Origin of the sequence: Streptomyces sp. NPDC001480 (assembly GCF_042894725.1) — a bacterium.
GTDB lineage: Bacteria > Actinomycetota > Actinomycetes > Streptomycetales > Streptomycetaceae > Streptomyces.
Window position 1 is genome coordinate 68,141 of record NZ_JBIAVX010000024.1, and the last position, 25,398, is coordinate 93,538.

The following is a 25,398-nucleotide window of genomic DNA, read 5'->3' on the forward strand; positions in this document are numbered from 1 at the left end:
TGCGGCGGAGTTGTTGGGCGGCCCTTGTGGTCCGTGCAGAGTCCGCAGCGTGCCGGATGGGTTCGGCACGCGGGGGAGCGGTTATGCCGCTTCGTCGACCTGTGGCCGGGCGTCGGCGGACTGGTCCGCGTACGCCTTGTCGACCGCGGCCCGGTCCGCTTCTCGGAGTCGGGCCACAGGTGGGTGTAGATACTCAGCGTCATGGTCGCGTTGGTGTGGCCGAGGCGCTCGGAGACCGTCTTCACGGATTCGCCCGACTGGCCGAGCGCGGAATCCTGGTCGAGACTGAGCAGCTTGTTCGCCCAGCCGCGGCCGTAGCCGCCCGGCGGCTCCCATCGTCGTGATCTCCACTGCTCGGGCTGCGCGAGAGCTCATCCAGGGGACGGACCTTCCGGCAGATCCTTGTGGCCTGGGCAACCCCGGGCTTCGTTGGGCCGAGGTCGAGAACGGGTCAGGATTGTCAGACCGATCATCTACTGTCAAACCCTGATCAGCTTTCAACTGACGTGCTGGCCCTGAGACTTGTTTGAGGTGCGCGACATGGATGTTCCGTACGAGGCGCGGCTGCGCGACATGCTGGCCGATCGCCTGCCTCTCATCGAGCCGAGCCTTCAGTTGATTGGTACGGAGTATCCGCTGCCCAATGCTCATGGAACGCGCGGGCGTATAGACATCCTGGCCCGAGACGGCCACGGGTCGTGGGTGGTGATCGAATTGAAGCGATCCGACTCGACTTCGGCTCGAGCCCTTCATGAGGTCACGAAGTACGCCGAGCTGTTGCAGCAGGAGATGGGGCTCCGCAAGGACCGCATCCGCGCGATGATCGTCTCCACCACTTGGCGCGAACTGTGCGTCCCGGTGAGCAACATGGCACGAGACTGGTCCCACGATCTCCGCGGGTACCAACTCACATTGGACGATAACGGGGTTCCTGTGCGTGCGGACCGGGTGGAGTTCCTCGAAGCGGCGGTACCGCCACGGGTGACCCCACATCACTTCATCTACTTCTACAACTCCCTGGAGGAGCGAGCGCAAGGCTGGCACGAAATTCTGGCCAGAGCCGCCGAGGCGGGCGCGAGTGATCTCCTCGCGGCGGACTTCCGGCGCATCTCGCAGAGAGATCTTGTGGTCGCACCGTACGGCCTCTATTTCGCAATCGGGCGTATGGACCCTGACGAGGCTCCAGCATGGCTCGAAGGAAATGAGACGGATTCGTACGAGGAAACCGGGGGGTATCCCCTGGAGTACTCGGTCCTTTGTCACATCACCAGTCATGTCTTCGCAGCTGGCTATGATGCGGCCCGCCCGGGCGTGCTCCGGCATCTGTCGGAGAACCCACACTGGGAGATTGAGGGCTATCGGGCGGCCGGTAAATTCGCGAAGCGCACTTCACTGGACGAGCGAGATCTCCTCCGCGAGCTGAACGGAGACGAAGAGGGGATCGGTGAAGTCCTCTACACAGGTTCAGCGCGTACCACGGATCGTGGAAGATGGCCGGCTTTCCGGGAGGAGAGCAGGATGTGCTTTGCGGGAAACCCCGATTGGGAGAGGCTCGTGGGACGGTGGCTGGACGACGTCTCGGCTGATGGCGTGGAGCGCGACGTCATGCTCCACGTGTACAACCCCTGCGACCTGATCCGATCTCTGGTGCATGGGTGGCCTGACAAGATCTCAAACCTTGTTCCGATGACCTTTGGAACGGCACTTACCCAGGACGGCGTCCATCGCACGATCCATGGCTCGCTCTACTGGGACGGCATTCCTTACATCGATGTGGCTGACCGGGTGAGGTTGGTTTATCGCGACGCCATGCACTGGAAGACTCACCGCCTCATGGATGCGGCCTGGGTTACCGATCTTGATCTTCTTGACCTGCTCGGGCTTCGTTACGTACTAATCGAGCAGATTGGAGGAAATCCATTAAATATCTCCGAGGCGCACGAAGTCCGACTCCACTTCGTACAAGACGCGGACCTTTGCACACTGTCGATCCCCTGCGAGGGGTCGCAGTTGCGCGACGCTGGCTGGAATGGAGCCTACTCGCTCGATACATTCCTGGAGAAGTACAAGGATCAGATCGACGCAATGATTTCGACGTATCGGTCCGGATTTCATTTCGGGCCCTGAGGTTCCTCGGCGATCAGCCAGCGGGGCACCTCGGATCACTAGAATCCGTGGCGCAACTCCCAGCTGTGGAACGCCGAAGCCGCCGCCACCGCTGCGCCGCACGCGGCCATGCCTTCGGTTCCCCTGATGCACTCGCTGTTCCAGCGGCCTCCGACACCAGCGGCGCCTTGAGAATCCCCATCACACTGCCATTCCGTGCAGAACTGAACGGCGCCCAGGTGCAGACAGGGCCCACAGCGCACCCTGATGCCCTCGCTGCTCGTGGCAGTGAGGGCATCAGTCGTCACGCGGCCCGGGCTCCGGGCAGCTGCGAGACCCACGTGGGTGCCGCCCGGAACGGCACCCGAGGACGCCCTCCTACGGGACGACGGCCCCCAGCCCAGCTACTCCCGCGTCAGCGGCCCCGCCGCCGGCACCGTGGCCAGCCACACCGCCCGCACCCTGACCGACCTCCCCGACCACATCGGCACCGAACGACAGCACCGCGACGCCCTCACCCGCTGGGACCCCGCGAAGTACAAGCGCGTCCACGCCCTCACCCACGCCGACCTCGGCGACAGCCTCGCCGCCCAGGCCCGCGCCGACGAAGCGGTCGCCGCCTGGACCCAGGCCCTGGTCCTCATGGAGGGCATGACCTCCGACCGCACCCGCAAGGCGATCACCTCGATCCGATCCACCCTTGCGGTCTACCAGCGCCGCCGCGTTCCCGGTGCCGCCGATCTCGCCCGCCGCGCCCGCGAGGCCCTCGCCTAACATGCCCAACAACCCGCCTGACGAAGGGAACACCGTGGCCCAGCAGACCGACGACCGCTCCCAAGCCCTCAAGCCGGCGCTCGAATCGATGACCCTGCTGGTCGCGGCCGTCATCGTCCACGACAAGGCCGCCAACCGCGTCGTCCTTCTCCAGCGCAGCGAGAACGCCAAGTTCGCCCAGGGCCTGTGGGACCTCCCCGTTGGCAAGAGCGAGCCGGGCGAACCCATCACGGAGACTGCGGTCCGCGAGCTCTACGAGGAGACGGGCCTCACGGTGAAGCCCGAGTCCCTCAAGGTCGCCCACATCATCCACGGCGCCTGGGGCGTCGAAGCCCCCAATGGCTTCCTCACCGTCGTCTTCGCCACCCACGAATGGACCGGCGAACCCGAAAACTGCGAACCCTGCAAGCACTCCCAGGTCCGCTGGGTGGATGCTGAGGCCATCCCTGAAGCCTTCGTCGAAACTACCGCGAGTGCCCTCCACCACTATCTGAGCAACGGCTCGGAGGTCTCCCTGGACGGTTGGTCGGCCGCGTGAGTGGTCGGCGTCCATCAGGGTCGCGAGTAGGTCGCTCTAGGCGTTCTCGGAGTTGACGGAGAGCAGGAACCGGAGGTTTGGAAAGGTGGTCATTCGAGATCACCATCGAACTCTCGGACGACCTCGTCGACGGCCTCGGCCACGTCGCGCAGGAACCGATTCTGGTCGGGCGAGGCGGTCACGGTCGGGATCGGGGCTCCGCGGTCGTAGACCTCGGTGGCGATGAGTCGCGCCCGCACAAACGTCGAGCCGGGGCCTTTCTGCAGGTATGCGTCCTGCCAGCCGCGCCGTACCTCGTCCCGGAGCCGTCGCTGGGTCAGTTCGACGAGGCGGCTGGTGACCGCGTTCGACAACGCGTCCAGGATCGCTTGCTTCTCGTCCTCGCCGGGCTCACCGCTGGACCAGCGCTCGGGACGCTGCAGCATCAGATACACCTGCATCTGCAGGTGATAGCGAAGGTCGGCGACTGGCTTGAGGTCGTCGTACTCGTCGTTCCACCCCTCGGCTAGACGCCGGGTGAGCGCCTTGACCCGGGTCCAGTGCTCCTTCGGGGCCTCGGGGTTGGAGTCAAGACCGAGGCGCCCGCGCCATCGGGTGTGGAAGGCCTTGGCGGCCTCCGTGACTGCCAAGGAAAGGTTCATGCGATTGAAGACGGGGCGGCTCGGGCCGGCCTGCGTGGCGCGCTCGGGATAAGCGAGCAACGTCAGCAACGCGTTGAGCTGCTCGATCGTGCGTGAGCCAGCCCGCTTCTTGGCATCGAGTTGGTCCTGAATCCCGCCGACAAAGTAGCGAGCCAGCTCAATGCGTCGACGCAGGACCCGCTCGGCGGCAGGACCAAGCTCGTCACCGATCGACTTCAGGACGTTCTCGACGGACGCGAGGACATGCTGCTCGCGGTCACTGAACGTGGGCAGGTTGTCGCCCTTGACCTGGTCGAAGTGGGTGAAAACGATGTGCAGTTTCCCGGCGTTGCCGGAAACCGCGATTCCCTTGAGCGCCGCGACCGGCGCCGCCTGCATCGGCTGGGCAGCGTTGTCCACCAACACGACGGCGTCGACGTTCTGCAGCTGGGTTGCGACGTGGGTCGAGAGTGCTGCGACAGACTTCGGGGTGTGCCCCAATCCCTCGCCGTCAACCAACACCAAACGGACCGGCTCCGATGCCCAGCCTGGCTGGAATGGACCGCTGACGCGGATGCCGTTGACCAGTGGCGTGAGCAGGCGTCCGAACAGCGGGGCGAAGTTGCTGGAGAAGCGGGTCACCATCTTGACGAATGTTGCACGGTCGCCAGACTCCCACGACCATGTGGTCGGCCAGCCCTGACGGTTGCGCCGCAGCTTGCCGACCTCCAGCGTCGAGAAGCGCTTCTCGATCTCGTCGATCAAGGAGTCCACGATCGCGTGGAACTCATCGGACTGACGCAGGTCACTGTCGAGGCTCTCCTCGATGAGCTCCTCCACGACGCGCTCATCCTCCTCCTCGATCTCCTTGAATGCCTCAGCGATGGTGCTCGTGTGCCGGGCGACGACCGTCTTCACCGCTTTGACCGCTGCGGTGACGACAGTGTGCGTAGCCGTCAGGTCGACGGCGCCGTACTCCGCGGGGTCGATATCGTCGAACTCCTCCTCGTCGTCATCGGCCAGATCAAGGTCATCGTCTTTGGCCAGTTCCCGACCGAGGACGTAGCTGAAGCGGAAGCGCTGGTTGACGTGGTCCAGCAGCCGACGACGAATCTCGTCGTCGGACCGCTTGCGAAAGGCGGCAAGGGCCGCCGCAGACACGTTTTCCGTCAGATAGTCGATGACCTCGTCTCGAGGAACGAAGGTGACGACAGCGCGGTACAACCCCTCCTCAGTCGTGATCAGCTCGGTGTCGGCGACGGTTGTCTTCGCCGTTGACGTCGAGGGGAAGCGTTCGGTCATTGGCTCGGTGCCAAGGATCTGACGGACGACGGTGGTCTTTCCAGCGCCCGTGGTTCCGAGCAGCAGGACCGTTCGGTAACCGTCACCCTCGCTCGGCAGCGGCAACAGATCCTGACGCAACTGGGCGAAGTCGACCTTGGATGCCTCAAGGCCCTCATAGAAGATGTCGACGACGCGACTGTCGAAGCGGCCCAGCGCGTTCGGTCGGGCGGCCACCTCCCACAACGCCGGAGTGCTGAGAATGGTGTTCAACTGCTCGACGAGCAGAGTGGCTTCCATCTCGTCGCTAGTGCCAAGCCCTCGACGCACGCGGCGGCCAGTCTTGCCGGTCGCGAGGTCAAGGCGAGCAGGGTGCCGGAAGATGACCGACCACGACTCCCGCCCCTGATTGCGACTCTTGCTGGCGGTGTAGTGCTTCACAACGCCCCCCGTCTGTTGTTCCTGCGGTGTACCAGAAGGGTGCTACCAGCTGTGAGGCTCCGTCAAGTGCCGATCGGTACAACGCTGGAACAACGGCATATTAGCCGGCGGAATGGCGAGAGAGGCGGAGGTGCGCAGCTGCGACAGGGGCGGCGAGGGTGCAGGGTGCGGGCCTCAAGTTCACCTCGTCTAGGGCGAGATATCCGCAGCACGGGCAGGGGTAGCGGCAGCTCACCTGCGCAGTCTCATCGACCTACCTTTCCCCGGTGAATAGTCACAGGTCATCGGGGTCGTGAGAGCTCTGCAGGGCTCCGTCAGAACTGCGCTGGAATGTTTTGCGAGCAGGGCGCGGCGGCGCTCGATCAAACGCTCAGGTCGAAGTCGTCGGGCTTGGGGCCGCCACGGGAGTGCGGCTGCCGGTAGGTCTTTCCAGGAGGCAGATCGCCCCCTTCGTCGCGGCGGTAGTTCTCCTGCGCTGTCGGACTGGCTTGACGATCGCCGAGGTCCACAAGCGTCCCCTTCACCTGATGCCGCTCGGGGCCTCTGCGTTTCGAACCCTCGGCCACGGAGGGCTCGGGGAGCTTCGCGGAGTCCTCGGCTACAGCGTCAGGCAGTAGGTCGGAGTCCTCGATACTTTTGCCCAAGCCCGGCCTTCGGGCGAGAACCTCTTCCAAGACTGCCGTCGCAACGGCGATCGCAGCGATGGCGACCCTCTCGTCCTTGAGGAAACGCTTCCCCGCATTCATTGCGTCGGCAACGCGCTTCTTCATGCCGCCCTTGCGTGCGGCCTCGCTAGGCCCAGCAGGAGTCTGGTCGTTGACTTCGGGGGTCTCTGCGGAGTCGTCCACTCGCATAGACCTACCGGATCTGCCCCTCAACTGTCAGGCGATTCCCGACACCGCCCAGAGCGCCTATCGCACGGGCAGAGGCAGGAGTCGCTCACCTGCGCAGTCTCCTTGCAAGTCCCGCCCGGTGTGCCATGAATTTCGCTGCCTCGGCACCCCCGGCCAGTCCGCAGCTAGTCCGCAGGAACCCCTAAGCGGCCGTCGGGAGCCAGCGTATGCTAACGAGGAAATCCCAGGTCAGAGCCACGGAGGGTGCTCCGCCGCAGGTCAGGATTGAGCTTCAGATCTTCCGCTTCAACGTGTGAGGCCGTGCTCATCTCGGCCGCGCGCCCCCGACTCGGCGGATGCCGCCGGATCAGTCCGGTGGTGTGGGCTCCGTGCCGCTCCAGCGGAGTGTGACGTCGAGGTGGGCGCTGGTGCTGGCGCTCGTCAGGACCGCGCCGAGCTTGGCGTCCAGGACGACACCGAAGGTGATCTCCACCTCGTCGGGCCGTTGGGCGACGTTGCGGAACTGGCCGATCACCTCGGAGGCGGCGGCGGTGATCGGTGCCAGTGCCTCGCGGAGGCTTTCTCCCGCGCTCTCCAGACGGGTTCCCAGGCCCACGGCTCCGGTTCCGGTGCGGGCGGGTGGGGCTACCAGGACGACGCTGCCGTCGGCGAGGGTGAACTGGATGGCGTCCGCCATGAAGTCTCCTGGAGGGATTGGCGAGGGGTCAGCGAGGGGTCGGCTTGCTGCAGAGCGGTTCGGGCGGTTGCGGGGACTGCGGGGATGAATACCCGAGTTCCTTCTGGACCTTGTCGAGCGCTGCCAGCAGTGGGGCCGGCTTTCTGCCGTTCGCGTAGTCCATGACCGCCCGGTAGAAGGCGGCGGACACGTCGGGATCCATCGCGTCGGCGGCGCTGAAGCAGAGCGTGTAGCGGGAGGAGCGGAGTATTCCGGCTATCCGGCCCTGGGTGGTGTTGTCGTACTCCGTCACCTTCTCGTCGGCGGAGAGCGCGAAGCCGGGTTCGTTCACCCAGGTCCGCTGGGCCTCCGTACTCGCCAGGTACCTGATGAACTCGTCGGCGCTCCTGTTCCGGGTGAACCTCCCGATGAAGTCCGCCGAGACCTCCAGGGCGTCACGAGAGGAGGGGACGTACGTGTACTGGCCGTTCCTCACGTGGGACGACTGGAAAGGCATCGCGGACAGGGCGCCGTGGCTCAGGGAACACCCTTTCATGGCCTTGCTGTTGGCGGCTTCGCGGAAGTTGAGCGTGGCCGCCTTCTTGAGGGTGTGCGCCACGAGGTCCGCCCACGCGGTCCACGCGGCCTTGACAGGGCCCTTGTCCCATTCCCTGTCACCCGAGGCCCAGGCGGTGTAGGTGGCGGCGCCCGCGTCGGAGAGCAGGATGTCCGCTATCCAGTCGGCGCCCGGCCAGCCGGAGGTCGGACCGGACTCCAGTCCCAGGCACCAGCGGTAGGAGCCGGACCTGCGAGCGGTCCAGCTCTCGGGAGGCCGTGCGGTGGTCCTGGCGTCGTACCAGATGAGGCTCTTGACGTCGGCCTTGACGGGGACCGCGTAGACGTCCCCGCCGTCCATGCCGAGTTCGCGGAAGGGCTGTACGTACGCGTCCGTGTCGACGTCGAGTTTCAGGAGTGCCTTGTCCTTCCGGTACTTGGCGATCGCCCCCACACTGGGCAGCACGGCCAGGTCGGGCTGAGCGTCCGCGGCCACCGCGGCGTCGAGCTGCTGGGTGAGGGCGCGGGTGACCTGCGGTTCCACGTCGATGCGGGGGTGGTCGCGCTCGAAGGCCTTGACGACCGCGTAGAACGCCTTGAACTCGGTACCGGACCAGGGAACCATGATCGTCACCTTGCCCTTCTCCGGTTCGCCGCACGAGACGGAGGTCAGGAGCAGCCCGAGGAGCAGGGTGCAGCGCAGGAGTGGTGCCGTGAGTCTTCTCATGGGCGGGGAAACCTGTACTCGGCGAGTCGGGGACGGTAGGCCAGATACGCGAGCACACCGGCGGCGGCGAGCACGGGAAGCGCGATCGCCACGGCGGGCGGGCTGGGCGTGCACATGGTGACGCTGATCGACGCGGTGGCCAGCGGGGCCACGGCGAGGGCCGGGCTGGGGTACTGCCGGAAGTGGTGGGCGACGATGTAGCCGCTCGCACCGACCAGCAGCAGCATGACCGCCAGCGGTCCGATGAACAGGGGCAGGAGGAGACCGGGGTCGCGCCAGCCCGAGCGGCGCTGGTGATCGCGTGCTTCGACCTCCAGATCCTTGAGATCCCTGAGCGACTGCTTGAGACCGCCCGTGAAGGGGACCGGCTCCTTGCCGTCGTACTCCGGCGCGTCGTCCAGTGCGTCGCGAGCTCTCTCCAGGCTCGGTTTCCCGTCGAGGAACGCCGTGTTGGCCATCCGCACGCACGTGGCCAACTGGCCCTGGACGAATTGGATGTGACTCAGCCCCTGCGCACCGGCCGCGTTCCCCTCCGTCGCCGAGGTGAGGTGGGAGCTCACGCGGGCGGTGGCGTTGGCGAAGTCGTCGCTGCTGCCGGTCAGGTCGATCGCCCCCGTCCGGGAGACGGCCTTGAGTGCGGTGTCGGCCTCCCCGGCCTGTTCATACGCGTCTCTTATGTGCCGGATGGCCGTATTCGTGCGGTCAGCGGTGGCCATCTGCTCTCCCGCCCTGTTCGCCACCACCAGGTACAGCAGCGCCGTCACCGCCACCATGCCCAGCACGCCCGTCCTCAGCCACCGCAGCACCACGATCGGATGGGGCGTGCGCGGCCGCACGCCGGTCACAACGCGTCCACCGGTCCACCGGTCGCACGCGCGTCCCCGAACCGGTGCCCGCAGTTCCCGCAGAACCTGGCCGTGGGCGACGTCGACGTCGTACCGCACCGTGGGCACGCGCGTGGCAGACCGGAGGCGGTGGGCGGGAGTTCGTGCGGCTCGACCGGCCGGCGGACGGTCTTGGTGGAGTCGACGCCGATTCCCAGCATCTCTCCCCGGGAGACGTCCCGCCGCACCCGCGGCCGGCCGTCGGGGCCGTCGACCGCAACCGCCCGCAGCAGCCGCAGTCGCGTGGTGTCCCGGAGGGATTCCGCGAGGCCGATCGCGAGCCGCAGTTCGCGGTCCGCGCGGTCGAGGTCACCGCGCAGATGGGCGTCCGCGCAGGCGCGCATGGCCATGCCGAGCTCGCGTTCGTTCTCGACGCGGGTGAGGTCGGGGGAGCGGGCGATGCCGAAGCCGGGCGTCGAGCGGCGGCGTACGGCCATGGCCCCGGTCTCGGAGCAGGGCCGGCGGGTACCGTCGGGGAACTCGGCGTGCAGGGTGACACGGGCGGCGCGCAGGAGCTCGTCGACGGTCAGACTGTCGGGGTCGAAGCGGAGGGAGACCTGGTACTGGCGGGTCTCCGGAGGCCAGGAGCCCAGCGGGACGTGTGTCTCGCCGTCCCGCTGTTGACGTGCGGTCAGCTCGGCCTCGACCGGGCGGGTCTGGCGTACGAACGCCAGCTGGAAGCGGCTGTTGAGACGCAGGCCCAGATACACCCGGGGTACCACGATCCGCTGCGCCTCGCGCATCAGGCGGGTGAAGTCCTCGGCGAGGTCGGAGATGGTGACGACGGCCTCGGCGGTGCCGTGCAGGGCCTCGGGGATGCGGAGGAGTTCGGTGAAGCGCCATTCGTCGCCCAGGCCCCTCGCGTGGCAGACGAACCGGTCGACGCACGACGTCAGGATGTCCTCGAGCTGTTCGGGCGTTTCGTGTTCGTCCTTGCCGTCCGTGTAGAGCACCGCGTGGCGCACCGTGCCGGGGGAGTCCACCGACGCGAAGAGCCGGCGGGCACGATCCAGCCACTGGCCGATCGCCGTGCCGCCCTCCGCGAGCTGGCCGAGGACCCGGAGCTTGGCGTCCTCCCGGGCCCGGGCGTCGACGCGGGCCAGGCCACCCGTCGCCGGGAAGATCACCTCGGCCTTGTGGTTGCCCGCGATGATCCCCAGGTGGGTGCCGTCCCGCAGGGCGTCGATGGCCGCGCACATCGCGCGTTTCGCCTCGTCCAGTTTGCGTCCGGACATGGACAGGGAGCGGTCCATGATGAGGATCCCGGCGCTCGGGGCCTGCGGGGCCGCACCGTCGGCGGAGTGCGCCGTGACGGTGATCAGGGCGTCCGCGCGTCCCTCGTCGAAGGGCAGGTCCGAGGGTGAGTCCACTTCCAGGGCGAAGCTGAGCCCCAAGGGTGACCTGTCCCCCACCGGCACCACCCGATCTGTCGCCGCGCATGTCGCTACCCAGCGTGCTCGCGTTCTCGACGGAACGTGTTACGAGCTTAGCCTCGCGGATGCCGCTCCGGAACGGGAATGACCCGATCTGCCACGTCTTCCCGGCCATCTCCAGCTCAGGGCCGGGCGCAGCCGGTTCGCCAGGTCCACCAGTGCGACGTACTCGCGCTCGGTGGGCGCGTGCGGGCCGAGGTCGCGGATCGCCTCGGACAGCTTCAGCCGGTCATGGGTGCGCAGGAACTCCGCGTACTGGATCTCGGCGCGCAGCGCGGCGGCCGCCGCCTCGTTCACGCCGAGGCCCGGGAGGGCCGCCCTGGCCTGGGCCACGTCGTCCTCGGTCGGCGCCTGGAGGCCCGGACCGGAGAGGACCATGACCCGCAGGCGTACCGCCGCCACGCGCGCCTCGCGCTCGTAGCGGAACTCCTCGGCCAGCTGTTCGGCTACCTCCACCGCCTTCGCCCGCTCGCCGGCCAGCAGCAGCACACGGGCCAGGCCGAAGCCGGCCGCTCCGAGCGCGGGGGTGGTGTCGAAGACCGTGCCGTAGTGCGACCGTGCGGCCGCGCGTTCGCCGCGGAGTTCGGCGCACAGGCCGAGGGCGAGGTGCGGTATCAGCTCACCGGGAAGTGCCCTGCGGACCTGGGCGAGCACGCCGGCGGCCCGCTTCGGGCACCCGTCGGCCAGGGCGATCAGGCCGCAGTACCAGTCGGCCAGCCAGTGCCAGTCGGGCAGGCCCGCCGCCGCGAGCCGTCCTGCCGCGGCCACGGGGTCCTTTCTGCGAAGGGCGAGCCGGCTCTCGGCCAGCGCGCCGCCGGCCGAGCCGGTGGCGCCCGGGTCGTCGGGATCGGACAGGGGGGCCGGAAGGGCGGCGGCGATGTCGCCGGGGTCCGGTGAGGAGAACGGCGCGGGCATGTTCAGCAGGGCTTCCTGGTCCGGCTGTGCCTCGACCCAGTGGGCGAGGGGCCGGGCCGTGCCCAGCCCGCCGTGCAGCGGCTCCGGCGCCGAGCCGAACAGGGCCGAGGGGCGGGCCACCTGACGGCGCGTCGGAGGGGCCGCCACGACCTGCCGTATGACACCGCTGAGCTGCTCCGCGAACTGCCGCGCCGACCCGAACCGCCGCCACGGCTGGGGGTGCGTGGCACGGCCCAGCAGCAGATGGAGCGAGTCGACGCCCGGAGCGGAGCGGTCCGTCCAGTGGGAGCGGCAGACCTCGCGCAGGGTCATGCCGAGTCCGTAGAGGTCGAAGCCGGGGCCGGGGCGCAGATGTTCCGGGTCGGTCTCCGGCGGCGCGTACGCCCTCGTGAACGCCACGACCGGCCCGGTGTCCTTCGTCTGGCTGCGCACCGCGCCGAAGTCGATGAGCCGTACCCGGTCGAGCGCGCCCGCCGGGCTCTCCTCCCGGAAGCGGATGATGTTCAGGGGCTTCACGTCGCAGTGCAGCAGGCCCCGGGCGTGCAGGTAGTCGAGCGCCTGGAGGACGCGGACACCGTGCGCGAGGAGGGTTTCGAGACGGTCGCCGGCCCGGGCCGAGAGCGGTTCGCCGGGCACGTATTCGAGGACCAGGTGCGGCCCTTCCTCCTCGTAGCCCAGGATGCGGACGATGCTGTCGTGCCGGAGCTCGACCAGGACGTCCCGTTCGTGCAGGGCGGTCTCGGCCACCGACCTGTGCAGGGCCTTGAGGACGACGTGGGTCGCGAGGTTGCGGTCGCGCACGAGGTAGGCGGCGCCATACGCCCCCGAGCCGAGGGTGCGTTCGACGTCGTAGCGGCCGGCGATGGTGAAGCCGCCCGGCTGCGCGAAGTCGAAACGGGTGCCGCAGTGCGGGCAGAAACCGGCGGTCCGGCCCGGCTCGCCGTCGTGGTCGCGGCCGACCGGCTGCCCGCAGGAGGGGTTGGGGCAGAAGCGGTGCGCCTCGGGGACCGGACCTGACGAAGCCGGCGGTGCGTCCGGGGCCTTTGGGGCTTCCGGGGCCTGGACGGGGTCGACCAGGCCGAGGCCGTACCAGGGGTCCGGGCGTACCTGCGCCACGCCGACACCCGCACCGTCCCGCGCCGGCGTTTCCGGTTCCGGGGCGCGGTCCGCCGGCGCCGCGCCGTCCTGCGGCAGCGGCTGCCGGTCGCACTCGTCGCAGAAGCCCTGTTCGTCGATCGTGCCCCGCCCGCAGTCGGGGCGGTTGCACAGCTGACGGCTCATCCCCATCTGTCCCCCCTCCTCACCCGTCACCCCTCCTCGAACCGCCGGTTGACCTCGTCGATGTAGCGCCTGACCAGCTCGCGGGCGGCCCTGAGGTCGATCGGCTCGGTCTGCAGGGCGCGGGCGGCGGGGGCGTGCAGCTCGGCGAGCCGCCGGTCCTCCTCGCCGAAGTACCGCGCCGCCCGGACGCGGTGCAGTTCCAGGGAGGTGGTGAGGTCCTCGTGGGCCGTGATCAGCCGGCGCAGGCCGTGCTCGAACCCGGTCAGGGCGGCGCGGGCGTCGTCGGCCTGGTCGCGGATCGCGGAGAGTTCGGGGTTGGGTTCCGTCGCCCGGGCCACGGCCAGCCGGACCCGTAACCGGGGCGCGGCCAGCGGCGGCAGCCGGGGCGCGGCGAAGAACCGTACGCCCCACTCCTGTTGCAGCGCGGACGCGGCGTCCTCCTGCGCGGCGAGTCGTCCGACGGCCGTCTGGACCTCGGCGGCGCTCACGCCCCGGGCGGCGTCCCCGCGGAGCGGTTCGGGGTCGAGGGAGACGTCGTAGGCCAGGTCGGCCGGTGGCATGCCCTCGAAGCCGAGGACGAGGCGGACCCCGCGCGACCGGGCGCGGGCGGCCAGCTGCCCCAGCAGCTCCCGGACGAGGCCTTCCGGGTCCTGGGCCCGGTCGACGCCGCCCACCACCAGGCATGCGGGAGGCCTGCGGCGCAGCAGTTGCCGCCGCACCTCCTGGGCGTCTCCGCCGGGGAGCCCGAACCGGCCCGTGAGATAGCCGCTGAGGTCACCGACCGACTTGCCGCGCGCGTCGTAGGCCGCGTCGATGGTGCCGAGCCCGAGGACCGTGCCCCCGGGGGCGCCGGTGAGCTCGGCGTCCGTGACGTCGGCCCGGGCCGCCGGGTCGGCCGTCCGCACCAGACGGACGAGCCAGGAGTCGCCCACGGCGGTCGTACCGCCGGTGCCGACGACGGCGGTGCCGGACCAGCCGCTGTCGAGCAGCCGGGTGAGCTCCTGGGTCAGCGCGAGCCGCAGCGGGTCGCCCAGCACGTCCCCGGGCAACTCACCGCGCGAGGGCCCCAGTTCGTCATTGCGGTCACCGCCGGTGAACTCCTCGATCCCGGGCAGGTACCTCAGGATCGTCTCGGTCGGCAGCATCCAGGCCGCCTTCTCGTCACCGTTGACGTAGTCGGCCACCACGATGCCGATGACATGGTCGGCGAACTCGCCGCCCACCGCCACCGCCCCGGCGCCCGAGTACCCCGGCTCGATCCACGGGTCGCCCTGGCGCACCCGCTTCAGCAGGCCCCACTCGCCCTGCCGGTGGCCGGAGCCGGCCAGCCGCGCGTCGGCCCCCATGCCGAACGGCGCCTGCCGGGGAAAGCCGTACACCTGGACCGTGCCGCCGGAGATGGGCGCCTTCCACAGTCTCGTCCGGGTGCCGCAGCCGGTCGGTTCGTCGAGTTCGAGCAGTGCCACGTCGCCGCGCTGCGTGCCGTGTTCGTGCACCCACGTGCCCGGGGCCACGTGCGCGGTGCGGGTCCACTCGGGGCGGCAGGCCACACTGCTGATCCGCACGCGGGACGTGGTGCCCCCGGGTGCCGCCCCGGCGTACCGGACCACGTGCGCGCAGGTGAGCACGTGCCGGTCGTCGAGCAGCACTCCGGCGCCACAGGGCGTGCCTTCCTCGTCGTCCACTCGCACACGCCACGGACGGTCACTGTGGTGATGCAGCGCCATATGACCAAGGTATGGCAACGAGAGCCACATGGACCCGAGTTGTCGCGAGGAGACCGGTCCCGGGCGTCACGTCCGTACGTCCAGTTCGGCCAGCGCCACCGCCGCACCGCGCACGCCGACCCGCACGTACCGGACCGTGCTCCCGTCCGCCCGGTGCCAGCCGCGGCCGTCGGCCGAGACCTCGACGGCCGACGACGCCGGCCGCTTCCGCCAGGTCGGCCGAACCGTGCGGACGCCCACCTCGCGTCCCAGGTCGACGGTGAGGGCGGCGCGCTCGGCGGCGGGGGACCAGACGGTGGCCGGGCTGCCGTCCACGGCCGCCTCCGGGTACAGCCCCGGCTCGGCCGAGGTCGCCGTCGCCGGCCGGCAGCGGGCCACGTCGGGGGTGGGGTCGAGGTCGGGGCGGCGGGTCTTGAGGATGACCGTGCCGGAGAGCGTGAAGCGGCCCTCGGGGGTTTCCAGGGGGATCGGGTCACCCGAGCGCAGCCGGACCGTGGTGGTCCGCGGCCCGATCCCGATGTCGTACGTCCGCCCGCGCCACCGCAGTCCCGACAGGCGCACACCGTCCGTGAACTGGGGCGGGAGCGTCGGGTCGAGGTGCAGGGCGTCGGCGCGCAGCCGCAGACCGGTCAGGCCGTGTGTGAAGACCTGGAGGAATCCGCCCTTGCCGGTGAGGAAGTCCTGGGCGGGGGAGCCCGCGAGGGGATCGGCCGCGCCCGCCTTCTCGCCGCGCGACTCCGAGAAGATCGCGAACGGCCCCCGCGCGAAGGGCTGGTAGGCGCGCCGCAGGAAGGTGTACGCGCCACAGCCCGGCTCGCCGATCGCGGCCGCGTCGATCGCGTGCACCGAGTCGGTCATGGCCGGACCGTCGGGGTCGGTGCGCGTGGTGTAGTGGTCGAGCGTGGCGGCCGCGGCGCCGTCCGGCATGGGCCACTCCAGCGGGTACACGAGCAGCACGGTGTCGGCCTGCTTGATCGGGGAGCCGTCGTAGCCGTCGTACTGGAGGAAGACCTTGCGCCGTGGGTCGTACGGGATGCGTAGCCGTCCCGCGACGCGCCGCCAGTCGGCCGGGGCGGGGTCGCCCAGCACGCGGGCCGCGTCGGCCGCCGCGCGCAGCGCGGTCGCGGCGACGGCGTTGGTGTAGACGCCGTCGGTGACCCCGTTGCTGTACTCGTCGGGACCGGCCACCTCTCTGACGGAGTAGGAACCGTCGGTGTTCGCGGTGACCCGTGAGGCCCAGTACCGGGCGAGCCCGTCGAGCAGTGGCCGTCCCCGCCGGCGCAGCCATTCCCGGTCGCCGGTGGCCAGGTAGTACTGCCAGGCGGCCAGCGCGATGTCGCCCTGGAGGTGGTTCTGGGTGACGCAGTGCGGCGGCTGCCAGCTCTGGCACTCGCTCCACAGCCGGCCGTGGCTCGCGCTCGTCCACGGATAGAACAGCCCCTTCACCCCGGTCCTCGCGGCGTTGTCGGCGGCGGCCGCGCGGGTGCGGTACCGGTAATCCAGCACAGGGCGGGCCAGTTCGGGGCGGGTGACCAGCAGCGACGGGAACATCCACGTCTCCGCGTCCCAGAACACCATGCCCGCGTAGTCGTCGCCGGTCAGCCCAGCCGGGGCGATGCTGTCCCGGGCGCCCGCACGCAGCGACGACAGCAGACCGTACTGCGCCGAGCGCACCCAGAGCTGCACATCGGGGTGGCCGGGGACCTCGATGTCGGCGTCCCACAGCGCACGCCAGGCGTCCTGGTGCGCGCGGAGCAGCGCCGCCCAGCCGCGCCCGGCGGCCCGGTGCGCGGCGGCGCGGGCGGCGGCGCGGGGGTCGCGGGAGGTGAGGGCGGTGTCGACGCCGACGTACTTGACGGCGGTGTAGGTGCGTCCGGAGCGGACCGGAAGGGTGACGGCCTGGCGGGCACTCGGCTCACCCCTGGCACCGGCGTACTGCCGCGGGCGCCCGCCCGGCGCCTTGAAGGTGGACGCGACCGCGCCGTCGATCCCGGTGCCGTCGGTGCGGAACGCCGTGCCGATCGTGCGCGCGTCGACGGGACCCGCGCCGGTCCCCGCGACCCGGCGGGCAGCCCGGCCGTCGATGCGGTCGGTGAGGGTGAGCCGGCCGTCCCAGTGCGGGGTGACGCGCAGCCGTACGGCTCCGGTGTGCGGGTCGTCCCGGGAGGTGAGGACGTCGTACGTGAGGTCCGTGCGGCGGCCGTCCGAGCCGGTCCAGGTGAGGCTGGTACGAAGGCGGCCACAGCGCAGGGACAGCGTCTGCCGGTACCGGCTGACCCGGCTGCGGGCGCTGTAGGTCTCGTCGCCGGCCGTCACGTCGAGCCCGGTCCAGCCGGGGAGCGCGGCGAGCGCGTCGCGGCCGGCGGTGTTCCCGGGCCCGCGGGCGTAGAGCCCGGAGACGAAGGCGCCGTCGTAGCGCGGCGTGTACAGCGGCCAGCCGGTCTTCTCCCCGGTGGCCGAGTATCCGGCGCCCGTGGGCGGGACCCGGGTGGCGAGGTATCCGTTGCCGACGTACGGGTGGGGATCCTTCGCGTCGATCCGGGTCGCGGTCGGGGCCCACCCCGGCGCCGTGCATCCGTCGCCGGGGGAGCGGGACGCGGAGTGTGCCGCAGGGAGGGGCAGGAGCAGCGCGGAGGCCAGGAGCGGGGCGATCAGGTGGGGGGTCTTCACGGGGTGACGATGCCGGGCGGGAAAGGGCGGAGGGGTGGAATACGTGGGGAATTACCACGTAAGGGTGCGAACAGGGCGCCAGTGTCACGGGCCCCGGACACCTGGCCCCGCGCAACCCCGCCCGCCGACGTCAGAATCCGCCGGGGAAGGCCATCGTCTGATACGGCCGCGGATCCGTGACCCAGCCCGCCACCAGGACGAGCCGTGTCTCCCGGTGCACCGCGAGGAAGCCGAAGGGGCGGTCGAGGACGGCGCGGACGACGGTGGTCTCGTAGCGGTACTGGGGAGGGGCGCTCCCCGGCGCTGCCATCACCGCCGTCACCGAGGCCGCCCGGAAGCCCAGGGCGCCGAACTCGGCGACCGTCGACTGCCGGGCCGCCCCGATGGCGAGCGGCTCGGCGCTGATGCCCGGGAAGTGGCCCTGCCGGGTGTCCTGCGCGGTCGTGAGTCCGAACAGGCGGTGCAGGACGAGCAGATCGTGGTCGGCCCGCACGTCGAACGCGGTCGTCGTCACGTCGAGCGTCACCGGCTCCGGGGAGAGGGCGGGCTGCCGCTCGATGCGCAGCCCCGGACCCACGTGCCCGTACGGCAGTTGTCCGCCCCCGGTCAGCGGCAGCGCGCCTTCCACGGCGCCCACGCCCGCGGTCAGTACCTGTCCCGGTGTCATCCGCTCCTCGCCGAGGACCAGATGGACGTCGAAGCCGTTGTCCCCGGGTAACTTCAGGGCGGTCACGAAGCCGTGCGGGGTGTTCGCCACCCCGATCCGGTCCGGCCGGACGCTCCTGCGGTGCAGCCCGACCAGCGTTCGGCCCCGCCAGGGTCCGGCGTCCGGGCGCAGCGGGTGCTCGTCGAAGGGGCGCGGCCAGTCGGTGCGCAGTGCCAGGGCGGTGGCGAGGACCATCCTGGCGTCGTCGGTCAGCGTGACCGGCATGCGCTCCACGAGCCCGCCGGTCCGTTTGGCCGCCCAGGCGTCCAGGGCCTCCTGGTCGGTCGGGCGGTCGCCGCTCAGCACGCCGTGCGAGTCCGCCGGCAGCCCCGCCCGCCATTCCTCGCGCAGCCGGAGCGTCCGGTCGGTCCACAGCCCCAGGGCGCAGTTCAGCCCGGGCATGGCGCCCATGGTGCCCAGCAACTCCCGTGCCGCTCCCGGCGCCTGCTCGGCGGGCAGCCCGAGGGCCTCCGCCAGCTCGGCCCGTGCCGGGCCCGCGGCTCCGCCGGCCAGGAAGGCCAGCAGCGGCCAGACACCGGCCGCCGAGAACGCCGTGCCGCCCTCCGTGGCCCCCGCCCACCGGCTGGTGAGCCGGTTCACCCCCTGGACCGTCGCACTCGCGACCTGCATTCCACCCCCATCAGCGGCGCGCTTACGATGCGCGCAGTCGTACGTCAGTTCAGCGCTGCCGCCGCCCCGACCCCAGGAGCACGGTACCCGTGTCCATACCTCCGCCTCCCGGCTCCCAGCAGCCGGACGGCCGATATCCGCCGCCGTCGCCGTACTCCCCGTATCCGCAGGGTCCTTACGGACAGCAGCCCCAGGGCCCCTACGGAGGGCCGCCATACCAGCCCTGGACGCAGGGCTACAGCCCGTACAACCGCCCGGCGGCGGTGAACGGGCTCGCCATCGCCGCCCTGGTGCTCGGCATCCTCTGCTTCCTGCCGGGTGTGGGCCTGGTGCTCGGGCTGGTGGCGCTGGCGCAGATCAGGAAGCGGGGGGAGCGCGGCAAGGGCATGGCGATCGCCGGCTGCGTGCTGTCCGGGCTCGGGCTCGCGCTGTGGACCCTGGCTCTGGTGACGGGCGGCGCGGCCGAGTTCTGGAAGGGTTTCAGGGACGGCGCGCGGGACGGCGCGAGCATCTCGCTGAAGAGGGGCGAGTGCTTCAACGCGCCCGGCGGCTCGCTGGAGGGCGTGACGTACGACGTCGACAAGGTGCCCTGCGACGGGGAGCACGACGGCGAGGTGTTCGCCTCCTTCCGGCTCGGGGGCGGCGGTTCGTATCCCGGCGACACCTCCGTCACCGACCGGGCGGACGAACGCTGTTACGGCCTCCAGGACGGTTACGCCATGGACGGCTGGGCCGTTCCGGGCGACGTCGACGTCTACTACCTCACGCCCACCCGTGACAGCTGGGCGCTCGGCGACCGCGAGGTCACCTGCGTGTTCGGCAACACCCACGAGGGCGCCGGCCTGACCGGCTCGCTGCGCAACGACGAGACCGTGCTCGACGCCGACCAGGTCGCCTATCTGAAGGCGGCGCACGTCCTCAACGCGGCCATGGACACCGCGCCGGACGCGGAGTACGTCGAGGACGACCTGCCGGGTCACAAGGCGTGGGCGCGGCGCGTGGCGGCGGCCCTGGAGAAGCAGGCCGGGATGCTGCGCGGGCACGACTGGCCCGCGGCCGCCGAGAAGCCGGTCACCGGGCTGGCGGGCGACCTCGACAAGGCGCGGGTGGAGTGGGCGAAGGCCGCGAGGGCCGCCGACGCCGACGGTTTCTACGCGCACTACGACAAGGGCTTCAAGCTCATCGACCCGGACCGGACGGTGACGGCGCGCAAGGCTCTGGGGCTGACCACGACCCCGCCGTCCGAGGACGACACCGGCCTGGAGGTGTGACGGAGGCTGTAGCGGGGAGAAATCGCCAGCGAATCGGCTGCGAAAACCCTGCCCCGGGCAGATGTCATCACATCGAGTGATTCTCTGGCCTTTGCTTGCGTGGCACAACCCACGGTTGCCAGGCTGTTGCTGTCTGTACAACCTGATGGGAGCGGCCTGTGACTTTCGGTGAGCAGCCGGCGTATCTGCGCGTCGCGGGTGATCTCCGCAAGAAGATCGCCGACGGTTCGCTGCCGCCCCACGCCCGCCTCCCCTCCCAGGCCAGGATCCGCGAGGAGTACGGAGTCTCCGACACGGTCGCCCTGGAGGCGCGCAAGGTGCTGATGGCCGAGGGCCTGGTCGAGGGCCGCTCCGGCTCGGGGACGTACGTGCGCGAGAGGCCCGTGCCCCGGCGCATCGCCCGCTCCGGCTTCCGCCCGCCCGCCGGCGCCACGCCGTTCCGGCAGGAGCAGGCCGACGCCGCCGCACGCGGCACCTGGGAGTCCCGCAGCGAGCAGGCCCAGGCGAGCCGCGCCATCGCCGAGCGGCTCGGCGTCCGCCCCGGTGACCGGGTGATGTGCACCAAGTACGTCTTCAGGGACGCCGGTGAGCCGATGATGCTCTCCACCTCCTGGGAGCCCCTCGCGGTCACCGGCCGCACCCCCGTCATGCTGCCGGAGGAGGGCCCTCTCGGCGGTATGGGCGTCGTCGAGCGGATGCGCGCCATCGACGTCATCGTGGACAACGTCACCGAGGAGGTCGGCGCCCGCCCCGGCCTCGCCGAGGAGTTGCTCACCCTGGGCGGTGTTCCCGGCCATGTCGTCATGGTCGTCCAGCGCACCTACTACGCCTCCGGCCGCCCCGTGGAGACCGCCGACGTCGTCATCCCCGCCGATCGCTACCGGGTCGCGTACCACCTCCCAGTGAAGTAGCGCACACCCCGGGCCAGTTGATCCGTCGGTCCGGCCGACTCCCGCCCGCGCGCGGGCCGTTGGAATCCGGCCGTTTTCCCAGGTGATCCCCGGTGTGCCCGGCGACCCGTCAACCCGATGCATCGATGCGCACGGGCGGCGCACTCGTATTCGTGCGCCCCCCGCGTTCTGGCCGGTTGCGTACCTCTTGGTGAAAAGCCGTATTCGCTGCGTGAAGGTTGGGCGTAGGCTCGGGCATATGCGGACTGCGGTTTCCTCAGCGGGCGGGGCACGGCGGGAGCCGGGGACGGGAGACGGGCGGGCGAGGGCCGGAAGAAGAGGTGGGGTGCGATGAACGACGCCAACGGCACGGTCTCGCTGCCGTGGCTCGTCATACGGCAGGACGACAACGGCAATCGCTACCGCGTGGGCCGGTACGCGACCCGCGCCGAGGCCCAGAAGATCGCCGACAGCCTCGACGACCGCGGCCACAAGCAGATCTACTGGGTCGAACGCATAGGCCAGAACGGCAACGGCGCACGCGCCTGACCGCCGCCCGCTCCCGTAGGCTCCGGCGCATGACCGAACGGATCGTGGTGGTCGGAGCCGCCCTGCTCGACGACGGCCGGCTGCTCGCCGCGCGCCGCAGCGCACCGCCCGAGCTGGCGGGGCGCTGGGAGCTGCCCGGCGGCAAGGTGGAACCCGGCGAGTCGCCCGAGAGCGCCCTGGTGCGGGAGTTGCGTGAGGAACTCGGCGTCGAGGCCGAGGTCGTCGAGCGCGTGCCGGGGGAGTGGCCCCTGAGGCCCCCGTACGTCCTCCAGGTGTGGACCGCCCGCCCGCGCGCCGGTTCCCCCGGCCCCGAGCCCCTCCAGGACCACGACGAACTGCGCTGGCTCGCGCCGGACCGGCTCTGGGACGTGCCCTGGCTGGACCAGGACGTCCCCGCGGTGCGGGAAGTGGCCGCGCGCCTGCCCTCGGCCCAGTAGGCCGTTCGTGCCACTGCGCGCTCTCCCGTGCGATATTCGGCACTGGATATCGGGTATGTGCCCATTAACCCCATGAAACCGGGCATGGGCGGGTTCGCTGGCCTGGGAAGTGATCGGCGTGATCGACACCGATGGCGACTGCACCGAGTGGACCTTTCCCGCGGAACCGGGCGCCGTGCGCTCCGCCCGCGGAGCGGTCCGCGACCAACTGTGCGGCTGGCGCCTCGACAGCCTCGCCGACCTCGCGGCCCTGCTGGTCAGTGAGCTGGTGACCAACGCCCTGAGGCACGCCACCGGACCCATCGGCGTACGCCTGGTACGCCCCGCCGAGCTCGGCGACACCCTGCTGGTCGAGGTCTCCGACCCCCTCCCGGACCCGCCGCACGAGCGCGCCCCGCGCCCCGACGAGGAGGGCGGCCGCGGTCTCCAACTGGTCGCCGGTTCCTCGCGCCGCTGGGGCACCAGGCCCGGAGGCACCGGCAAAACGGTCTGGTTCGAGCTGACGGTTCCGGGCTGAGCACGGCAGACCGCCGCACTTGTACACCCGGCCGCGCTGTCCATCGACCGGTTCCTGGCACGGACCGTTGCCGCGATGTGTGGTTCGACGACGTGTCGCCTGGTTAGAAGACTGGAAGTGTTGTCACGCCCCGGACCGAAAACCACCGGGAACGTGCTGTGATCGTGAACACCGTGTTGTGCGGCGCCGTAGTGCTGGATACTGCGGGCAGCCGCCCCCGGTGACCGGTGCCGGACGCGGTGAGCTGGAGGGGACGGTTCGCGTGAGCGAGATACCAGCGAAGGCCACGGAGTCCGAGGACCCGTCGGACGGCGCGAGGACGGAGGCCGCGGAGGAGCGGCCGCCCGTGGACGCCATGTGGCAGAGCAGTCCGCCCGGCTCCATCTACGACTACATCAAGGTGGCGTCCTTCTCCATCAGCTCCAAGGGGCTCGTCGACCAGTGGAGCCTGCGCGCCGAGCAGCTCTTCGGCATCCCGGCCGAACGCGCCATCGGCATGGACCCCGTCGAGGCCTTCATCGACCGCGATCTGTACGACCGCGGTCAGCGGAAGATGGCCGAGATCCTCGACGGGCGGGAGTGGACCGGAGTGGTCCCCTTCCGGATGCCCGACACGGCGGACGGAGAGTGCGGCACGGAGGGCCTCGCCGAGGTCTACGTCATGCCCACCCGCACCGCGGAGGGTGACAAGGCCGCCGTCTGCATCGTCGTCGACGTGCGCACCCTGCGCAGCATCGAGACCGATCTCGCCGCCTCGCAGGCGATATTCGGTCAATCTCCGTTCGGATTCCTGCTGATCGACACCGACCTGCGGGTCCGCCGCGCCAACCAGCAGTTCGCCGCCACCTTCGGCGGCACCCCCGACGACCACCGGGGCCTCGGCGTCCACGACTACCTGCAACGCGGCGAGGCCGAGCGGGTCGCCGCCACCCTGCGCCGGGTCCTGGAGACGGGCAACTCCATCACGGACATGCACGTCACCGGCTTCGTACCGGGCTCGGAGGAGCGCCGGCACTGGTCCATCAACCTCTACCGCGTGCACAGCGGAAGCGGCCGGCCGATCGGCGTCGCCTGGCTCGGCACCGACATCACCGCCCGCCGCGCCGCCGCCCGCGAGGCCGCCGCCGCACGGCGCAATCTCGCCCTCCTCAACGAGGCGGGCGCCCGCATAGGGAACTCCCTCGACCTCGAGACCACCGCCCGCGAACTCCTCGACGTCGTCGTGCCCGGCTTCTGCGACCTCGCCACGGTCGACCTCTACCAGGGCCTGCTGACCGGCGACGAGACCCCGCCCGGACTCGCCGACGGCAGCGCCGAACTGCGCCGCGTGGCCTTCGCCAGCGCCGTCTCGGACGCGCCCTTCGCCGGCGGCGGGGCGCCCGTCGCGGTCGGCGCGGTCCACCACTACGCCTTCAACTCGGCCTGCGCGGACGCCCTGCGCACCGCCCGCCCGCAGTTCGTCCCCGCCGAGGACGGCGGGCTCGTCCAGTCCACGCTGGCCGTCCCGATGGTCGCCCACGACACGGTCGTCGGACTCGCCCAGTTCGCCCGTACCAAGGGCAGCGAGCCCTTCGGTGACCGCGACCGGGACCTGGCCTGGGAGCTGGCGGCGCGCGCGGCGGTCTGTATCGACAACGCCCGCCTCTACCGCCGTGAGCACGAACGGGCGTTGATACTGCAACGGTCCCTGCTCCCGCCCGGCGACCCGGAGGCCTCCGGCCTCGACATCGCCTGCCGCTACCTGCCCGGCAACGCGGCGACCGAGGTCGGCGGCGACTGGTTCGACGTCATAGAACTGCCCGGCCACCGCACCGCGCTGGTGGTCGGGGACGTGATGGGCCGGGGCCTGCGCGCGGCGGTCGCGATGGGCGAACTGCGCACCGCGGTCCGCACCCTCGCCCTGCTCGATCTCGAACCCGCCGAGGTGCTCGCCGCGTTGGACGAGATCGCCCGCGGCCTTGGCACGCCCGGGGGCCCCGCCCAGGCTTTCGGCTCTGGGGGAGGCGTCCAGCAGGCCACCCGCACGGCCCGCCAGCCCCGGGACGCCGACCTGTCCGAGGTCTACCTCGCGACCTGCGTGTACGCCGTCTACGACTCGGTGACCAGGCGGTGCACCTTCGCCAACGCGGGCCACCTGCCGCCGGTGCTGGTGGAACCCGGTGAGACCGCGCTGATGCTGGACGTGCCGCCGGGCATGCCGCTGGGCGTGGGCGGCGAACCCTTCGAGGAGGTGGAGGTCGAACTCCCCGAGGGCGCGCTGCTGGCGCTCTACACGGACGGACTGGTCGAATCCCGCGACCACCCCCTGGACGAGGGCCTCCAGGCCTTCGTGGGCGCGCTGACCGACCCCACCCAGCCGCTGGAGGACGTCTGCGACCACGTCCTCAACACCCTCGACACCCACCACGGCGAGGACGACATCGCGCTGCTGATGGCCCGCGTCCAGGGACTGCCGGCCGAGTCCGTCGGCGACTGGACACTGCCCCGCGAGCCGCGCAGCGTCGGCCGCGCCCGCGAGTACGCGCGCGGGCAGCTGCTCAGCTGGGATCTCGAACCCCTGGTCGACACCACGGAGCTGCTGGTCAGCGAGCTGGTGACCAACGCGCTGCGCTACGGCGAGGGCGAAATACGCCTCCGTATGCTGCTGGACCGCACCCTGGTCTGCGAGGTCTGGGACTCCGGCCTGGTCCAGCCCCGCCGCCGCCGCGCTCGCGACACCGACGAGGGCGGTCGCGGCCTGCAGCTCGTCGGCCTCCTCAGCGCCGCGTGGGGCTCCCGCCGGACCCCCCGGGGCAAGACGGTCTGGTTCGAACTTCCCCTACCCGACGGCGGAACCGGCCTGACGGACCCGGCGGAGGCCTTGCTGAGCCTGTTCTGAGCGGTCGGCGCCGTGCGCTGGGGCCGGGGGTTCTTCGCCCCCGCCGCCCCTACCCTTCC

The 25,398-nt window shown here is 70.7% G+C and carries 18 protein-coding genes and 1 pseudogene; 9 read left to right on the forward strand and 10 right to left on the reverse strand.

The window, feature by feature from the left end; genetic code table 11:
- Window positions 1–540: 540 nt before the first annotated feature.
- The 3 genes and pseudogenes from ACFY01_RS40500 (at window position 541) to ACFY01_RS40510 (ending at window position 3,418) form a co-directional block, all read left to right on the forward strand.
- Window positions 541–2,127, forward strand: a complete 1,587-nt coding sequence (locus ACFY01_RS40500) for an endonuclease NucS domain-containing protein (protein WP_390740821.1) — start codon at window positions 541–543, stop codon at window positions 2,125–2,127.
- 339 nt (window positions 2,128–2,466) lie between these two features.
- Window positions 2,467–2,880: pseudogene (locus tag ACFY01_RS40505) on the forward strand (tetratricopeptide repeat protein); the annotation flags it as partial.
- 1 nt (window position 2,881) lies between these two features.
- A complete protein-coding gene (locus ACFY01_RS40510) occupies window positions 2,882–3,418 on the forward strand; it encodes an NUDIX domain-containing protein (RefSeq protein WP_390740790.1) in 537 nt (178 codons plus the stop codon).
- An 89-nt stretch (window positions 3,419–3,507) separates the two neighbouring features.
- Here the strand turns inward: ACFY01_RS40510 and ACFY01_RS40515 are convergent, their stop codons facing one another.
- The 10 genes from ACFY01_RS40515 to ACFY01_RS40560 all read right to left on the reverse strand — a co-directional run bounded on the left by ACFY01_RS40515 (window position 3,508) and on the right by ACFY01_RS40560 (window position 18,797).
- Complete coding sequence (locus ACFY01_RS40515) at window positions 3,508–5,760, reverse strand: hypothetical protein (RefSeq protein WP_390740791.1); 2,253 nt, start codon at window positions 5,758–5,760, stop codon at window positions 3,508–3,510.
- Between the two features lie 362 nt (window positions 5,761–6,122).
- Window positions 6,123–6,608 carry a hypothetical protein gene (locus ACFY01_RS40520; protein ID WP_390740792.1) on the reverse strand — a complete coding sequence of 162 codons (486 nt, stop codon included), beginning with the start codon at window positions 6,606–6,608 and terminating at the stop codon, window positions 6,123–6,125.
- 352 nt (window positions 6,609–6,960) lie between these two features.
- Window positions 6,961–7,290 carry a CU044_2847 family protein gene (locus ACFY01_RS40525; protein WP_390740793.1) on the reverse strand — a complete coding sequence of 110 codons (330 nt, stop codon included), beginning with the start codon at window positions 7,288–7,290 and terminating at the stop codon, window positions 6,961–6,963.
- A gap of 28 nt (window positions 7,291–7,318) precedes the next feature.
- Window positions 7,319–8,551 carry an extracellular solute-binding protein gene (locus ACFY01_RS40530; RefSeq protein ID WP_390740794.1) on the reverse strand — a complete coding sequence of 411 codons (1,233 nt, stop codon included), beginning with the start codon at window positions 8,549–8,551 and terminating at the stop codon, window positions 7,319–7,321.
- Window positions 8,548–9,396, reverse strand: coding sequence for a hypothetical protein (locus ACFY01_RS40535; protein WP_390740795.1), 849 nt, complete (start codon window positions 9,394–9,396; stop codon window positions 8,548–8,550). Before ACFY01_RS40535 ends, ACFY01_RS40530 begins: the two co-directional genes overlap by 4 nt.
- The gene (locus ACFY01_RS40540) at window positions 9,393–10,829 is read right to left on the reverse strand and encodes a VWA domain-containing protein (RefSeq protein ID WP_390740796.1); all 1,437 of its coding nucleotides are present in this window, start codon (window positions 10,827–10,829) and stop codon (window positions 9,393–9,395) included. The genes ACFY01_RS40535 and ACFY01_RS40540 overlap by 4 nt, the downstream gene beginning before the upstream one ends.
- 84 nt (window positions 10,830–10,913) lie before the next feature.
- Window positions 10,914–13,070, reverse strand: a complete 2,157-nt coding sequence (locus ACFY01_RS40545) for a tetratricopeptide repeat protein (protein ID WP_390740797.1) — start codon at window positions 13,068–13,070, stop codon at window positions 10,914–10,916.
- Window positions 13,071–13,090: 20 nt separating this feature from the next.
- A complete protein-coding gene (locus ACFY01_RS40550; protein ID WP_390740798.1) occupies window positions 13,091–14,821 on the reverse strand; it encodes a trypsin-like peptidase domain-containing protein in 1,731 nt (576 codons plus the stop codon).
- A 36-nt stretch (window positions 14,822–14,857) separates the two neighbouring features.
- Window positions 14,858–17,461, reverse strand: a complete 2,604-nt coding sequence (locus ACFY01_RS40555) for a glycosyl hydrolase family 65 protein (RefSeq protein ID WP_390740799.1) — start codon at window positions 17,459–17,461, stop codon at window positions 14,858–14,860.
- A 130-nt stretch (window positions 17,462–17,591) separates the two neighbouring features.
- On the reverse strand, window positions 17,592–18,797 hold the full coding sequence (locus tag ACFY01_RS40560; protein WP_390740800.1) for a serpin family protein: 1,206 nt from the start codon (window positions 18,795–18,797) through the stop codon (window positions 17,592–17,594).
- A gap of 89 nt (window positions 18,798–18,886) precedes the next feature.
- Here ACFY01_RS40560 and ACFY01_RS40565 point away from each other — a divergent pair, with 89 nt between their 5' ends.
- The 6 genes from ACFY01_RS40565 (at window position 18,887) to ACFY01_RS40590 (ending at window position 25,339) form a co-directional block, all read left to right on the forward strand.
- Window positions 18,887–20,068, forward strand: coding sequence for a DUF4190 domain-containing protein (locus tag ACFY01_RS40565; protein ID WP_390740801.1), 1,182 nt, complete (start codon window positions 18,887–18,889; stop codon window positions 20,066–20,068).
- A gap of 158 nt (window positions 20,069–20,226) precedes the next feature.
- On the forward strand, window positions 20,227–20,979 hold the full coding sequence (locus ACFY01_RS40570) for a GntR family transcriptional regulator (protein WP_390740802.1): 753 nt from the start codon (window positions 20,227–20,229) through the stop codon (window positions 20,977–20,979).
- A gap of 330 nt (window positions 20,980–21,309) precedes the next feature.
- Window positions 21,310–21,507: an SPOR domain-containing protein gene (locus ACFY01_RS40575; RefSeq protein WP_390740803.1), complete on the forward strand. Its 198-nt coding sequence runs from the start codon at window positions 21,310–21,312 to the stop codon at window positions 21,505–21,507.
- A gap of 29 nt (window positions 21,508–21,536) precedes the next feature.
- Window positions 21,537–21,944: a (deoxy)nucleoside triphosphate pyrophosphohydrolase gene (locus ACFY01_RS40580; protein WP_390740804.1), complete on the forward strand. Its 408-nt coding sequence runs from the start codon at window positions 21,537–21,539 to the stop codon at window positions 21,942–21,944.
- 109 nt (window positions 21,945–22,053) lie between these two features.
- Window positions 22,054–22,461, forward strand: a complete 408-nt coding sequence (locus tag ACFY01_RS40585) for an ATP-binding protein (protein WP_390740805.1) — start codon at window positions 22,054–22,056, stop codon at window positions 22,459–22,461.
- Window positions 22,462–22,723: 262 nt separating this feature from the next.
- The gene (locus ACFY01_RS40590; protein ID WP_390740806.1) at window positions 22,724–25,339 is read left to right on the forward strand and encodes a SpoIIE family protein phosphatase; all 2,616 of its coding nucleotides are present in this window, start codon (window positions 22,724–22,726) and stop codon (window positions 25,337–25,339) included.
- Window positions 25,340–25,398 lie beyond the last annotated feature (59 nt).